The following is a 12,396-nucleotide window of genomic DNA, read 5'->3' as shown; positions in this document are numbered from 1 at the left end:
TTGGCGAGACGGAACGGTTGCGTCTCGACTATGGGAGGGACGCTACCGGCCACCCAGTCGAGACGCAACCGTTCCGTCTCGTGCTAGTTTCGGAGCATGGCGAGCCCACCCGCACCGCAGCCCCCCGAACGAAGGCTCCTTGGAGGACCGGTCCTCCAGGACTCGGTGACCGAGGCGATCGCGGCCGCCTTCTTCGAGGAACTGGCCCAGGTGGGTTACGCCAGGCTCTCCCTTGAGGCCGTCGCCAAGCGCGCCGGTGCGGGCAAGGCCGCCATCTACCGACGCTGGCCCTCCAAACCGGCAATGACCATCGCCCTGATCTCGCAGGTCGTGTCGAGCGCAGTCGAGATCAGCGACACCGGCACCCTGCGCGGGGACGTACTCGCGTTCGTCGCCGACGCCGCCGCCGCGCTGCGCCACCGGCTCCCCGCGAGGATCGCCCCCGACCTGCTCGCAGAGGGCACCCGCAACCCCGAGCTGGCACAGGCCCTCCGCGCCGCCGTGCGCGATCCCCGCCGGGCCCGGGCCATGGGAATGTTGGAACGGGCGATCGAGCGCGGCGAGCTGCCGGCCGACGTCGATCGCGACCTCGCACTGGACCTGCTGGCCGGCCCGCTCTACTGGCGGCTGGCGGTGGTGCACGCGCCGACTGCGCCCGACTACCTGGACCGGCTGACCGACAAGATCCTTGCGGCCATCATCGCCTAGGCTTGACTCTGTCGGTGATCTTGGTGCTTCCCGGTGTGCGAGCGTGATCGGAGGGCATGCTCGGGCTGTTTCGTCGTCTGCTTCAGCTGTCGAGGTGTCCGTTGTCGCTTCACCCTCGTTCTGGTGGGCAGGTCCCGTCTCTGACCGCGCAGATCGCCCGGGCGAGCAATCCGGGTGGCACGACGGCGATATGGGTGCGGGACCGGCTGTGTCGCCGTGGTTGGAAACCACGTGCAGTCCTCCTTGGGCGACGTTGTCATGACGTCTGCTCATAGACCCTCCTGGGAGGGGATTCCCTCGCCGAGGGGAAACTTTTTCCCACCTTCGGGCGAGGGATCCCCCAGAGTCTCAGCGGAGTGCTTCGGCAAAAAAAATGCCAGATCAGGGGCGCGATGGTCAGATCACCAGGGAGCGCCGGGGTCCGCCAGACCGTCTAGAAGATCCTGCGGCAGTTCGACGCCCGGCCGCCACACCCGCCGCCCGCAGGATGTTCGTGGACATGCTCGCCGAGGCCGCCGGCACCGGTCGCGTGACCTGAGTACCTTGGAGACCGCAGTCCGCGCCGGTTTCGAGCCCGGCTCCGTCCAGCGCGTCGTCGGCGACCTCGGTGCCCCGCTCGCCGTCGACTCCCAGATCGGCCTGGTCAACGCCCGACTCGGTGGCACTGACCGCGCGTTCACCGACGACGACTTCCGCAACGCCCGGCACGGCCACTTGCTGAACTACGCCGATTATGTGCGAGACCAGCCCCGCCTCGCCGCCCAGGAACCGGCCGACCAAACCGGACCCTGCGCCTCCTTTGAGGGGCACCCTGAATCAGGGAGACGTTCGTCGTCGGGTCGCTGGCCAATGACCTGCGGGGGGGGGTGCGTCAGAGGTAGACAATGCGTGCCATGCGGTTGGGCAGAGCTCGGCGAGAGCTGGCGGCGGGCGCAGTGCTCCAGGCAGCCCGCGCCCGGCACCCAGGCCCCACCCCAGACATCGCCGCCCGCGCCACGCCGCGCGGTGATCCAGCGCGGCCCCGCCGGGCCCGCCGCCCAGACTGCGCCACCGTCCTCGGGGATCAGGCCCGCGGCCACCCGGGCGGAACTCCAGGCCCGCTACGCCGGACTCTCCGAACCGCTGCGCAGCAGGATCATCGCCCTGATCGAGGACCGGCAATGATGCGGCGCGGGGACAGATCGGGCCTGGGTCCCGTCGGCACCGAATCGGTGCGCTGGCGCCGTGACCGGTCACCGGAGAGCGCGGGCGAGTTCGGCGAGTGCTTTGATGATGGCGGGCCTGTGTTCCGGGTTAGCGCCGCGCAGGGTCTGCCTGGCGATCAGCGCGATGACGAGAACTGTTGCGACCAGGCTTGCGAGAGCGGTGAAGGCGCGGGCAGTCAGCAGGGAGAGCAGGGCGTCGGGCAGGGACATGGATGGATCCTCGGGAGTGGGGAGCGGGACGTGACCGACGCTCGCTGTCCACCGGGCTGTCTCTCCAGGGGTCTGGAGGAGTTGTCGGTTTGTCTGCGTTGACCTGGACGTTTCGCCTAGCCTGGCCTGTGTCCACCGGGCGGAGTGGACACCGGCGGTCGAGGTAAGGGGGCGATCGTGGGCGCGGAGCGGGACGCGCAGGTGCTGAGGAACCTTTTCCTCCGGGACCTGAAGCGGGTGGCGGGGCTTTTGGCGCGGCTTCCTGCCGATGTGCGGCCCAGCTTGCGGAACCTGGCGCGCGCGGCCGACGTCTCCCACCAGGCGGTGGACACATGGCTCAAGGGGCAGGCGGTCCCGGCGGATGCCGAGGCGTTGCGTGTCGTGCTCGCCACGATCCATGCGGCGGCTTCAAGCGCCGGCCTGAGCGCACGTGAACTTCAGTTCGTGGAGACACCCCCTGGCGGGAACGCCACCGGCAGGTTCTCACCCGTCAGCAGCACGAGGCGGGGCTGGTGCAGCGGGGCCAGGAGGCATCTGCTCGCCTGGAAGTGAGGGCAACGGCCGCGAGATGGTGGCATTTGAGCGACATGCCACGCCCGGTGGGCTCCTGGACCGCGCAGCGTCTGGGCGTCCACCCCTCTATCTCTGGCATCGCCGACGCTGACCCGGGTTTCGTCCTTCCGGCCTACATTCAGCGCCCTCACGATGGTCGACTGCGCCAAGCGCTGCGGTGCGCCGCAGGCGGCCCCGCAGGCGCCCTGGTGGTTTTGCGCGGCGGGTCGTGTACCGGGAAGACGCGGGCCGCAGTCGAGGCCCTCCAAGCGGTGCCGGAGCTGGCCGACTGGCAGCTGGCCCGTTCCGAGAGCGTTGCCAGTGTTCTGCAGATCCTGGACGCGGGCGTACTGGAGAACCGGGTCGTGCTCCTGCTCGACGACGCACACAGACTGCTGGGCGGCCCCGAGGGAGAGGCCCTGGCTGCGGCGCTGCTGTCCTGCTTGAACCGCCTCCAGGGTCCGGCGGTCATCCTTGCCACCTTGTGGGACGACGCCTACCACAAACTGACCGCGCCGCCGCCCTCGCTGGGCGATGATCCCCACTACCACAGCAGGGCGCTGTTGCACCGTGCCCAACGGGTCGACGTCCCCTCTGAGTTCACGGAAGACGCACTCCGAAGCCTCACCACCGCAGCGGCCGGAGATCCGGCTCTCGCGGAGGCGCGGACCACTGCGCCGATCGGCAAGATCACCCAGACCCTGGCAGCCGGCGTCCAGTTGCTGGACCGCTACACCAGCGCTGTACACCCTCCGCACTGCTACAGTCGCGCGCTGGTCACGGCCGCGATGGACGCCACCCGTCTGGGCTGGGCGGGACCGCTGCCCGAGGACTTTCTGCGCGACGCCGCGCCCGGCTACCTCGACGACGACCAGCGCGCGGCCGCCGAGGAGGACTGGTTCTCAGGCGCTCTTGCCGTGGCCCGGGAGAAGGTCCAGCGCGTGGCGGCCCCGCTCGAAGCGGTGCCGCGGGCTGACGGGATGGGCCGCCAGCCCGGGGTGTGGCGGCTGACCGACTATCTGGACCACCATGGGCGCCGTCTGCGGCGCGGGATCTGCCCACCCTCAGCCTTCTGGGAAGCCGCTGCCTCCCACCTGGACTCGGCCACGGGACTTGTGGCGCTGGCGAACGCTGCCACCAACATGTGGCGGCTTCGCCACGCTGCTGATCTGCTGCGCAAAGCAGCAGAAAGCGGGGGGTGCGATCCGCTCATCGAGCTGGGCCGCCTCGCGCTCTTCGCGGGGAACACGGCCGCAGCCCACCGTTTCCAACTCCGGGCCGCCGAGCGCGGGAGCCTTGACGCCGTACTCGAGCTCACCTCGTTCACCAAGGGCGACCTGAAGGAGCAACTCCTCCAAGGCCTCGCCGACGCTGGTGACACCCGAGCCATCTTCCGGCTTGCCGTGGAACGGAAACAGAACGGGGACTTCCAAGGAGCGGTAGCCCTCCACCAACGGGCCGCCGAACTGGGCGACACGCAAGCGCTCCACATCCTGGCTGGCCACCACAAGGACGCAGGGGACTGGCAGAGCGCCGAAACCCTCCTGCGTCGGGCACTGACCGCCGGCGAGAGCACGGCCGTGCTCCCTCTTGCCTTACTGCTGGAGGAGAACGGTGACGATGAGGGAGTCGAACGGCTCCTCTTCGAGGCCGGCCGCGCCGGTGAGCCCCAAGCGCTGATATCGCTGGCCTGGAGGCGCGCTGAGGCCGGTGAGTGGGACACGGCCGAGGCGTTCCTGCACGAAGCCGCTGCGCAGGGAGCCGCCGAGACCTGGTTGTGCCTCGCCGAGATGCATGAACACGCCGGGCACCCGGAGATCGCCCTGGACGTCTACCGACGGGCCGCGGAAAGCGGAGAGTCCAACGCAATGCTCATGTACGCGGACCAGCGGAAATCAGCCGGGGACATGAGCGAAGCCGAGCAGTGGTACCAGCGAGCCGCCGACTGCGGGAACTCGGATGGCCTGCAAGCCTTGGTCCGAATCCGGATTGATGGTAGCGATTTTGAGGATGCTTGGCGGCTCGCGGTCCTTGCTGCTGACGCTGCCTCCTGTCCCGGTCTCTGGGACCTCGCGGCCCACGAGGACACCGAGCGCAACCGCCTCATGCGCAGGTATGGCCTCGAAGCAGACGGCAGTCCTCCCAACCATGGGAGATGTAGGAGACGGGCTCAGCCAGGGCCGGCCGGGCCCGAGTCGGTGGTCCAGCTGGTGGTGAGTTCCCCGAGCCCTGATTTCGAGTCCGTTGCCGTCCAGCACCTCGACGTGGCTGCGGAGGACCTGTGTGTGCTCAGACTGCCAGGTGCGCACCAGCCAGCGCACAAGGAGGCGGCTGCCGCTGCCGTGGGGGCGGTAGTAGACCGGGACGGGCCTCGCATCAGCGAGCTGGGCACTGGAGAGCCCAAGGGCCCATAAAGCCCCCGCTTCGGCTGTGCCGGTTCGGATCCGGCCTCGCCCACCAATACCGGCCCCTGCTGGCCACCTCCTTGGGAGACTGCACGGATGAACACGCCGTCACTGCAAGACCCGAAGGCCGACGCCGAATGGCAGGCCCGCATCGAGGCCCGGCGCACCGAGACCGCGCCCCCGGTGAAGAACCAGCACGTCGTGTCCCAGGTGCTGCTCAAGCGGTTCGCGGTCGACGACGGCCAGGGCCATCGGGTCCAGCAGTTCAATCTCGACCAGCCGGACCGACATCACCAACTGAAGGCGATCAAGTCATGCGGCATGGTGCGGGACTTCGTGCCGTTCGCCTCGGCCTCGCTGGAAGCGGTCTGGGGGCAGGTCGAGAATCTCCTGCCGGTCGCGGCCGCCGCAGCCGTGCGCGGGGACGTCTTCGATGACGACCGCCACGTCGAAGTGCTGAAGGACTTCATCGCCCTGCACTGGATCCGCTCCCGGTACTACCGCGACCATTACCGCCGGATCGTCACCGACTCGCTCGCAAAGATCAGATCCAAGCTGCTCACCGAGAAAGCCGACGCGCTGCGCAAAGAGACCTTCCGCCGCACCGGTCGGCATCCCATCGGCCCGGGGGGCCTGCTGGCAGCGGCGGACGAGCTCCTTCAGCTCCATCTGGACGACTACAGCTACAGCAACGGAGCGGATCTCCGCGTGCGCATCGAGGAGAACTTCGAGCAGGCGAGGAAGATCATCCGCGGCTCGGGGCTGCGGATCCTCAGCCCCGAGACCGGGGAGTACCTTCTCGGCGACGTTCCGGCCATGACCTTCGAAGACCTCGGCGACAAGATCCAACACAGGATGATGGCACTGGGAGACTCCGGCGCCGTTGTCCTCCCACTGGACCCCAAGCACCTGCTCGTCGGCCGATCGCCGCATGACGAGATCGCCACCCTCCCAACCCGGACGGTGTCCCGCCTCAACGCGATGCAGATCGAGGTGGCGGTCCAGCACGTCTACTTGCGCCCCCGCAGCGGCCTGGAGCCCATCGTGAAGGCATACCTCGCCCTCGGGGGACGCTCCGACTCCACCCGCTCCACCGACTCGCCACCCGTGACCGGCCGGACCGGAACCCCCACCGCCGAGGCCGACCGCGGCCGCCGGAGTCCGCGTCCGTGACCCACCGCTCCCAGCAGAATTCATCGCCCAGCACAGCGAACGGCAACGGGGGCAAGGCCGGTCCCAGTCGCGCCGTCGTGCCGACGCAGCCGGTGAAGGCGCGGGCGGCCCGGCTGTGCGAGCTTGCGGGCACGCTGCGGATGTCCAAGGCCGGGAAGCTGGAGGCCGCCGGCCTCATCCGCGAGGACCAGGCCGGAGGCGATGGTGATGGGTCAGGCCGGGAGGTCTCGCGCGGGGATGTGCTCGGGCACGCGAAGACCCTGGAGGCCGACGCCGCCGACCTGGAGGCGTCGGCGGCCAGCCATGTGGCAGAGGCTCCTGAGCTGCTGCGGCGGGCGGAGCCGCAGGCGGCCGCCGAGCACGCCACGGTGGGGGCCGCCCTCCTGGCCCAGGATTTCAACGCCCAGCAGCTCCAGGACCAGGACGCTGCCGCCCTCGTGGCCGACACCACGAGCACCACCCAGCAGCGTGAGCCCGGCGCCGTCCGCACCCGGGCGGCGGTCGACGCCGCGCGCGACACGGCCTGGGCGCTGCGCGCGGAGCGGGAGCTGCGGGACCGGATGCCGGCCGATCAGCGCGCCCGGGAGGAGGAGATCCGTACGGAGGAGCAGTCCAAGGCACGCGCGGCGAAGCAGGTGGCCGCAGACGAGCGAGCGGCACAGCGTGTCCAGCAGGAGCGCGGGCATCCGGGCCAGAACCGCGGCGGCGGGGTGCGTTGAAACCAGCCGGTGCGCACCGGTGACCGCGCGCACCGCGAGCCGGAGCTCGCCCAGTCAACCGATTCTGTCCAGGCGGAGGGATTTTGATCCAGTGGGGCCCGGTTCTCGGCCCCCGCGGACTCATCGGGCCCTGTCATTTCCCAAGGAGAGGGGGCGGATGGCGGACCTTCAGCTCTGTTCCAGTTCTCACCTCAGGATACTGGCGCCCAGCGCCACGAGCGCAGTGAGCAGGGTGAGGGTGCCAGCGAAGGTCTTTCCAGCGCGAGCGAGTGCCATGGGAATGGTGCTGCCGTCCATCCGGGCGAGCGCCGCGGCCGCGATGGCGGCCACTAGAGCGAGTAGTGCCGCGGTGATCAGGGTGAGGACGCTCAGGGCGAGCGTGCTGGCGGTGGCGGTCATCGGGGTTCCTGTCCGGTCCGAGGAGTGGGTCTGGAAGGAAGATGACCCAATTCGGGTACACCGGCGTTCGCAGTGAATGAAGATGAACGAAGATCTGGTGCTGGGAATGAGGGGGCGGCGTGGGAGTGGCGGAGAGTGGGCAGAGGTCGGCCCTGGGTGAGTTAAAGGGGCGGCTTCGCCAGTTGCGCGGAGTGCGTCGTTTGTCGATGGTGGCTCTGGAACGTCACGCGGGTGTGGGTCATACCACCGCCAGTCGTGCATTGAACGGCCCTTCGCTGCCGAGTGAGGCAACCGTGATCGCCTTGTCAGGGGCACTGCGCACGGCGTCCGAGCCGCTTCTGGAACTACGCGCGAAGGCAGCCTCGGAGATGGCCGCTACGTCCAGCAGTGGCGTGCGGCGAGTGAACGACGAGGGCGCTGGGATGGACGGGTCCCTCATCCCAGACGAGCTGGCCCTCCTGCTCAATGCCTCGACCCACTGCCGGTCCGCGTCCCGGTCTCTTCTGCTTCACTACGAGCAGCAGGTTGGCCAAGCGGGCCGGGCCGACGGGCCTTGGCGGTTTCGGCAGCGGGTCCAGCAAGTGCTCCGACTCATTGTGGCTGCGGTGGACCCTGAAGCGCTGGGGAGCCTGTCCGCCCGTGACGCGATCGTTCTTCTCGTCCTCACCGCCCAGGTCGCCGCCCAAGAGTTGCTCGGGGTTGCCGCGCTGGCCGCCCTCGTGGGCCAAGACATGGCGGTACAGCAGGCGTGGGTCCAGTTCGTGGAGGGTCTCAAGTCGACATCTCCCGAGGCTTGGTCCGAACAGGTGGGGACGCGAGCGGGCTCCGAACCGGATGTTCGCGCACTGTCGGCTCTCTCGGATGACCTGCGAGGTCCCGAGCTTGCAGCCATCGCGATCTTCTCCGGATGCCACGCCCCACTGTTGACGTCGGCCTCTGAGCGGACCGGGGTGCTGGCAGAGGTCTTGGCGGGGACTGCTGAACCGTTCGCCGGCTTTCGGAAGGTGACTGCCGCACTGGCCAGCACCCTTCACGAACCCAGTCACCGTCTCGCGGAGCGCTGCTACGAGCGCCTGGCGGGAGTGAAGTACGTGGCAGGATGCCGTGTCCTGTATCTGGCTGTACTCCTGAGGGCGGCGCTGCAGATGAGCCGCCTTCTCGAGATCGACGACGACGGAGTGATCGTCCCCGCCCGTGTTTCACCCACCGCGCCCGGCTCGCTCCAACACGTCCGACAGGAGGTCGCGGACGTGCACCTGGAAAGCGAGGACGAGGCAGAGGCGCTGCGCCTGGTCTGTGTGCCGGACAACCCGCGGGCGCTGGAGGCAGTACGCCAGGAAGTGAAGCAGCTGCGCGAATGCATCGACCAGTGCGCGGCAGCACTGGCGCAGTACTACCTCGTTGGGCGGGACGCGGCACTGCGCCTGCGCCACCCGCGGATCCGCAGCAGCGTTGACGATCCGCAGCAGTATGTGAGCGACAACGCCCTACCCTTCGACCCCCATCTGGGCAAGCTCGCCCTCAACGTCGCGGGCATCCTTCCGCTCCTGGTCAGGCCCCTGTACGGCGATCACCCCGAAGCCGGGGTCCGCGAGCTGCTGCAGAATGCGCTGGACGCAGTCTGGGCACGGCAGGCGATCACCCGGAGTCGATCGGGTCGGCCCGACGAGGAACGTTTCGATGAAGGCACCATCACCATCACAGTCACCGACGGGACGACCCCCTCGTCCGACCTCAGTGCTCCATCTGTGGCCACTCCCAGCGGTTGGCGTCACTGGCTGGAAGTACGGGACACCGGCGTCGGCATGACATCCGAGGTCGTCCGGGAGCACTTTCTGACTGTCGGCGGCTCCTACGATCCGGCCGACGATCCCGCTCGACGCACCGCGCAGACCCGCGTACAGCGGCCCAGGATCGGACGTTTCGGATCGGAGTGCTGGCCGCCTTCCTTCTGGGCTCAGAAGTACAGGTCATCACTCGCCATATGAGTGCGGCCGAAGACCGGGCGCTGTGCTTTCGGATAGCCGAGCACGCCAAGGACACCGAGATCACGTACTGCCGGGCCCCGATCGGCACCACGCTCAGGGTCAGACTCGGCGCAGCTGACGCAGGCCGTTTGATCGAGGATCCCGGGGCCTGGGACTGGTTCCAGCACGCACAGCCTCCCGTGTTGCGCGGACACATCCACGACAGCCGGATCACCTGGTTCGACAGCGCACTCGCGTCCCTGGTGCCCGCTGAATCCTCCGACAGGTGGCGCCGCCTGTCCGTCCCACCATATGGCGACGTCATGTGGGCCCCGTCGCCAGAATCGTACAAATCCCACATCTTCGTCAATGGCATCCGGGTCGTCTCACTGCACCGAAACTTCGACCGCAATGTGATGACTCCCCAGCAACAGCTCAGGCAGCCCATCATCAGCATCAGCGACCACGCCGGCTCCGCCGAGCTTCGCCTAACCCGCGATGGATTCGTCACATACCCCACCGACGTCTTCTCCGCGGTACGCCGTGACGCCCTGGCTGATCACATCGCCTGGCTCATCACGATCGCGCAGGACGGCCCGCAGGCACCGGTTCGCTGGAGATCAGCGCTCTGGGAGGAGGACATGCACAACTCCGGTCAGGGCGACGGGGTGGTGCATGCGGTTCCCTACGTCGCCACCGACCGGGGCATCATCCCCCTCCACGGCACAGCGCTGCGGCAGGCCGGCATCACCGAGCTCGACTTCCTGCTGATTCGCAGCGATGGGATGACCACGCGCAGCGAGTCACGCTCGCAAAGACGCGGGACCGGCCTCAGCTCGCACGCAGCGCGCACAGCTGTCGGCGCCCGCCCAGGTCACGCCACCGGGCTTCTTGAGGTCAACATGATGGGCGGATTCGGGTACAGCCCCCTGGTAGCAGGAGTCGACAACGCATTCTTCTTCGCATCCCGCTTTGGCACAACTGACCTCAGCCAGGTGGTAACCGTCGAGCGTGGACAGGCTTACGCCCACATGCGCCCCGACAACCTCCTGCACACCTGGCAAGATGCACTGGCCTTGAAATCTGCGGGAGCGCACACGACAGGCGCCGCAGATCTGCGCATCCACACCTACCTCGACACCATCACCGCGGGCGGGAAATCGAAAAAGATCGGCCCCCAGTTCGACTCGATTCTTCACGCAGGTTGCTACGGCGTTCTGCACGGATGGCTCGACGACCAGCCGACCGCCGCCGACGAGTTCACCGAGTTGTGGCACACATATCGCCTGCCGCCCGTCCTTCCCTTCGGGATGAACCTGGCTAGCCGCTTCTCACCGCTCCACGGCGACCTCGCCGCACGCATCGAAAGAGTCACCGCCGAGTCCCAGGGACCACCCATCCCATGGCCGCCTCCTGGACACTCCATCAGGACACCCCAGTGGAGACCACCGACCTGAATCCCCTCCGCTCCAGGCAGGGACCAGCAAGATCCGCGACGGCCTGGAGGCGTCACCGGCCAGCAACCAGGCAGAGGGTCCCGAGCTGATGCTGATGCGGCGGGCGGAGCAGCAGGCGGCCACCGAGCACGAGACGGTGGAGGCCGCCCTCCTGGCGCAGGACTTCACCACCCAGCAGCTCCGCGACGAGGACACTGCCGCCCTCGCGGCCGACACCACGAGCACCACCCGGCAGCGCGAGCCCGGCGCCGTCCAGCACCGGGCGGCGGTCGACGCCGCCCGCGACACGGTCCAGGCACTGCGCGCGGAACGGGAAGCTGCGGGACCGTGAACCCCGACCACTTTCGTGGACACTGGAAGTAGTTCACTCAAGTGTCAAGTGGGAAGTGCACGATGGTTTCAAAGCGGAAGAAGTACACCCAGGAGTACAAGGCAGAGGCCGTAGAGCTAGTGGTGAGCTCCGGCCGGCCCGTGGCTGAGATTGCCCGGGACCTCGGTCTGAACGAGGGAACCCTAGGAAACTGGGTAAATGCCGCGAAGAGGAGCGGAAGCATCAAAGACAAGCCGCTGACCATCGACGAGCGCGTCCATATGAAGGAACTCGAAGACGAAGTACGGAAGCTCCGCATGGAGCGGGACTTCCTAAAAAAAGCAGCGGCGTGGTTTGCGAGCCAGAACCAATAAAGTTCGCCTTCATCCTGCAAGTCCACGACGAGCAGGTCGGCAAGCCACGCCGCTTCATATATCCCATCAACTTCATGTGCAAGATGCTGGACGTATCGCGTACCGGATTCTACTCGTGGATCCGCCGTGAGGAGTCCGCACACGCACGACGCGATGTCGAACTTACCCGACTCATCATCGCTATCGACAAAGTCAACAGGGGTCGCTACGGGATCGACCGGATACACGCGCAGCTGGCCCGCCAGGGCGAGCGCGTGTCACCCAAGCGCGTCCGACGCCTGGCCAGGGCCGCTGGGCTGGCGTGCATCCATCCACGGCCCTACAAGGCCACCACCGTCCAGGATCCGGCGAACAGGCGCGGCCTGGTGGACCTCGTCGAGCGGAATTTCGTCCCGGAAAAGAAAGACCAGATATGGTACGGTGACATCACTTACATTCACACCGCAGAAGGCTGGGCCTATATGGCGACAGTCATCGACGGGTATTCGCGGAAGCTCATCGGCTGGTCGGTCGCTGACCACATGCGCGAAGACATGGTGATCCAGGCGCTAGACATGGCGATCCGAAATCGCCAGCCGGCACAGGGTGAAGTCGTCATGCATACAGACCGTGGCAGTCAGTACACCGGTAGTAAATTTCGCGACCAATGTCTTGACAGCGGAATCCTGCCTTCGGTAGGAAAGACGGGGATCTGCTTCGACAACGCCGCAGCAGAGTCGTTCAACGCAACCCTGAAAAAGGAATTGATCCACCTGCACGTGTGGACAACAATAAAGCAGGTCGGGAGTGCAATATTTGAATACACCGAGTCTTACTACAATCGACACAGGATTCAACGTGAGCTCGGCTACCTATCTCCCTATGAATACGAGAGTGGGTCCACACTAAGCGCAGCACTAGCAGCATAAAAGACTGTC

14 protein-coding genes are annotated in these 12,396 nt (G+C 67.3%); 11 read left to right on the top strand and 3 right to left on the bottom strand.

Translation table 11 applies throughout. The annotated features are described in order from the left end of the window. The first annotated feature begins 165 nt into the window (after positions 1-165). Complete coding sequence (locus tag ACXKR8_RS02465; protein WP_462100255.1) at positions 166-708, top strand: TetR-like C-terminal domain-containing protein; 543 nt, start codon at positions 166-168, stop codon at positions 706-708. A gap of 396 nt (positions 709-1,104) precedes the next feature. Here ACXKR8_RS02465 and ACXKR8_RS02460 read toward each other — a convergent pair whose 3' ends face one another. Continuing rightward, positions 1,105-1,488 (bottom strand): hypothetical protein, encoded by a 384-nt coding sequence (locus ACXKR8_RS02460; protein ID WP_458271241.1) that lies wholly within the window; start codon positions 1,486-1,488, stop codon positions 1,105-1,107. Positions 1,489-1,596: 108 nt separating this feature from the next. Here ACXKR8_RS02460 and ACXKR8_RS02455 point away from each other — a divergent pair, with 108 nt between their 5' ends. Beyond that, positions 1,597-1,872 (top strand): hypothetical protein, encoded by a 276-nt coding sequence (locus ACXKR8_RS02455; RefSeq protein WP_458271240.1) that lies wholly within the window; start codon positions 1,597-1,599, stop codon positions 1,870-1,872. Between the two features lie 68 nt (positions 1,873-1,940). Here ACXKR8_RS02455 and ACXKR8_RS02450 read toward each other — a convergent pair whose 3' ends face one another. Beyond that, positions 1,941-2,123, bottom strand: coding sequence for a hypothetical protein (locus ACXKR8_RS02450; protein WP_458271239.1), 183 nt, complete (start codon positions 2,121-2,123; stop codon positions 1,941-1,943). 177 nt (positions 2,124-2,300) lie between these two features. On the opposite strand from ACXKR8_RS02450, the gene ACXKR8_RS02445 reads away from it, so the two are divergent. From ACXKR8_RS02445 to ACXKR8_RS02430, 4 genes are all read left to right on the top strand, one after another. After that, positions 2,301-2,675, top strand: a complete 375-nt coding sequence (locus ACXKR8_RS02445; RefSeq protein ID WP_458271238.1) for a hypothetical protein — start codon at positions 2,301-2,303, stop codon at positions 2,673-2,675. A 272-nt stretch (positions 2,676-2,947) separates the two neighbouring features. Next, positions 2,948-5,089: a tetratricopeptide repeat protein gene (locus tag ACXKR8_RS02440; protein ID WP_458271237.1), complete on the top strand. Its 2,142-nt coding sequence runs from the start codon at positions 2,948-2,950 to the stop codon at positions 5,087-5,089. An 87-nt stretch (positions 5,090-5,176) separates the two neighbouring features. Next, positions 5,177-6,253, top strand: a complete 1,077-nt coding sequence (locus ACXKR8_RS02435; protein WP_458271236.1) for a DUF4238 domain-containing protein — start codon at positions 5,177-5,179, stop codon at positions 6,251-6,253. A 77-nt stretch (positions 6,254-6,330) separates the two neighbouring features. Then, positions 6,331-6,972 carry a hypothetical protein gene (locus ACXKR8_RS02430; protein ID WP_462100254.1) on the top strand — a complete coding sequence of 214 codons (642 nt, stop codon included), beginning with the start codon at positions 6,331-6,333 and terminating at the stop codon, positions 6,970-6,972. Between the two features lie 186 nt (positions 6,973-7,158). Here the strand turns inward: ACXKR8_RS02430 and ACXKR8_RS02425 are convergent, their stop codons facing one another. Further along, positions 7,159-7,371, bottom strand: coding sequence for a hypothetical protein (locus ACXKR8_RS02425; protein WP_458271234.1), 213 nt, complete (start codon positions 7,369-7,371; stop codon positions 7,159-7,161). Positions 7,372-7,976: 605 nt separating this feature from the next. On the opposite strand from ACXKR8_RS02425, the gene ACXKR8_RS02420 reads away from it, so the two are divergent. From ACXKR8_RS02420 to ACXKR8_RS02400, 5 genes are all read left to right on the top strand, one after another. Then, positions 7,977-9,359, top strand: coding sequence for a hypothetical protein (locus ACXKR8_RS02420; protein WP_462100253.1), 1,383 nt, complete (start codon positions 7,977-7,979; stop codon positions 9,357-9,359). Continuing rightward, the gene (locus tag ACXKR8_RS02415; protein ID WP_462100252.1) at positions 9,356-10,795 is read left to right on the top strand and encodes a hypothetical protein; all 1,440 of its coding nucleotides are present in this window, start codon (positions 9,356-9,358) and stop codon (positions 10,793-10,795) included. Before ACXKR8_RS02420 ends, ACXKR8_RS02415 begins: the two co-directional genes overlap by 4 nt. An 88-nt stretch (positions 10,796-10,883) precedes the next feature. After that, entirely contained in the window at positions 10,884-11,126 is a 243-nt protein-coding gene (locus tag ACXKR8_RS02410; protein WP_462100251.1) for a hypothetical protein, read from the top strand. A gap of 62 nt (positions 11,127-11,188) precedes the next feature. Next, positions 11,189-11,479 carry a transposase gene (locus tag ACXKR8_RS02405; protein WP_458266877.1) on the top strand — a complete coding sequence of 97 codons (291 nt, stop codon included), beginning with the start codon at positions 11,189-11,191 and terminating at the stop codon, positions 11,477-11,479. Then, complete coding sequence (locus tag ACXKR8_RS02400) at positions 11,455-12,387, top strand: IS3 family transposase (RefSeq protein ID WP_458266876.1); 933 nt, start codon at positions 11,455-11,457, stop codon at positions 12,385-12,387. The genes ACXKR8_RS02405 and ACXKR8_RS02400 overlap by 25 nt, the downstream gene beginning before the upstream one ends. The last annotated feature ends 9 nt before the right edge of the window (positions 12,388-12,396 follow it).

The organism is Streptacidiphilus sp. PAMC 29251 (genome assembly GCF_054208735.2).
This window is presented reverse-complemented; position numbering and strand designations above follow the sequence as displayed.

Coding starts and splice junctions, on each gene's coding strand:
- ACXKR8_RS02415 (WP_462100252.1), top strand. CDS start 9,356: ATGAGTGCGGCCGAAGACCGGGCGCTGTGCTTTCGGATAGCCGAGCAC.
- ACXKR8_RS02425 (WP_458271234.1), bottom strand. CDS start 7,371: ATGACCGCCACCGCCAGCACGCTCGCCCTGAGCGTCCTCACCCTGATC.
- ACXKR8_RS02435 (WP_458271236.1), top strand. CDS start 5,177: ATGAACACGCCGTCACTGCAAGACCCGAAGGCCGACGCCGAATGGCAG.
- ACXKR8_RS02450 (WP_458271239.1), bottom strand. CDS start 2,123: ATGTCCCTGCCCGACGCCCTGCTCTCCCTGCTGACTGCCCGCGCCTTC.
- ACXKR8_RS02410 (WP_462100251.1), top strand. CDS start 10,884: ATGCTGATGCGGCGGGCGGAGCAGCAGGCGGCCACCGAGCACGAGACG.
- ACXKR8_RS02405 (WP_458266877.1), top strand. CDS start 11,189: ATGGTTTCAAAGCGGAAGAAGTACACCCAGGAGTACAAGGCAGAGGCC.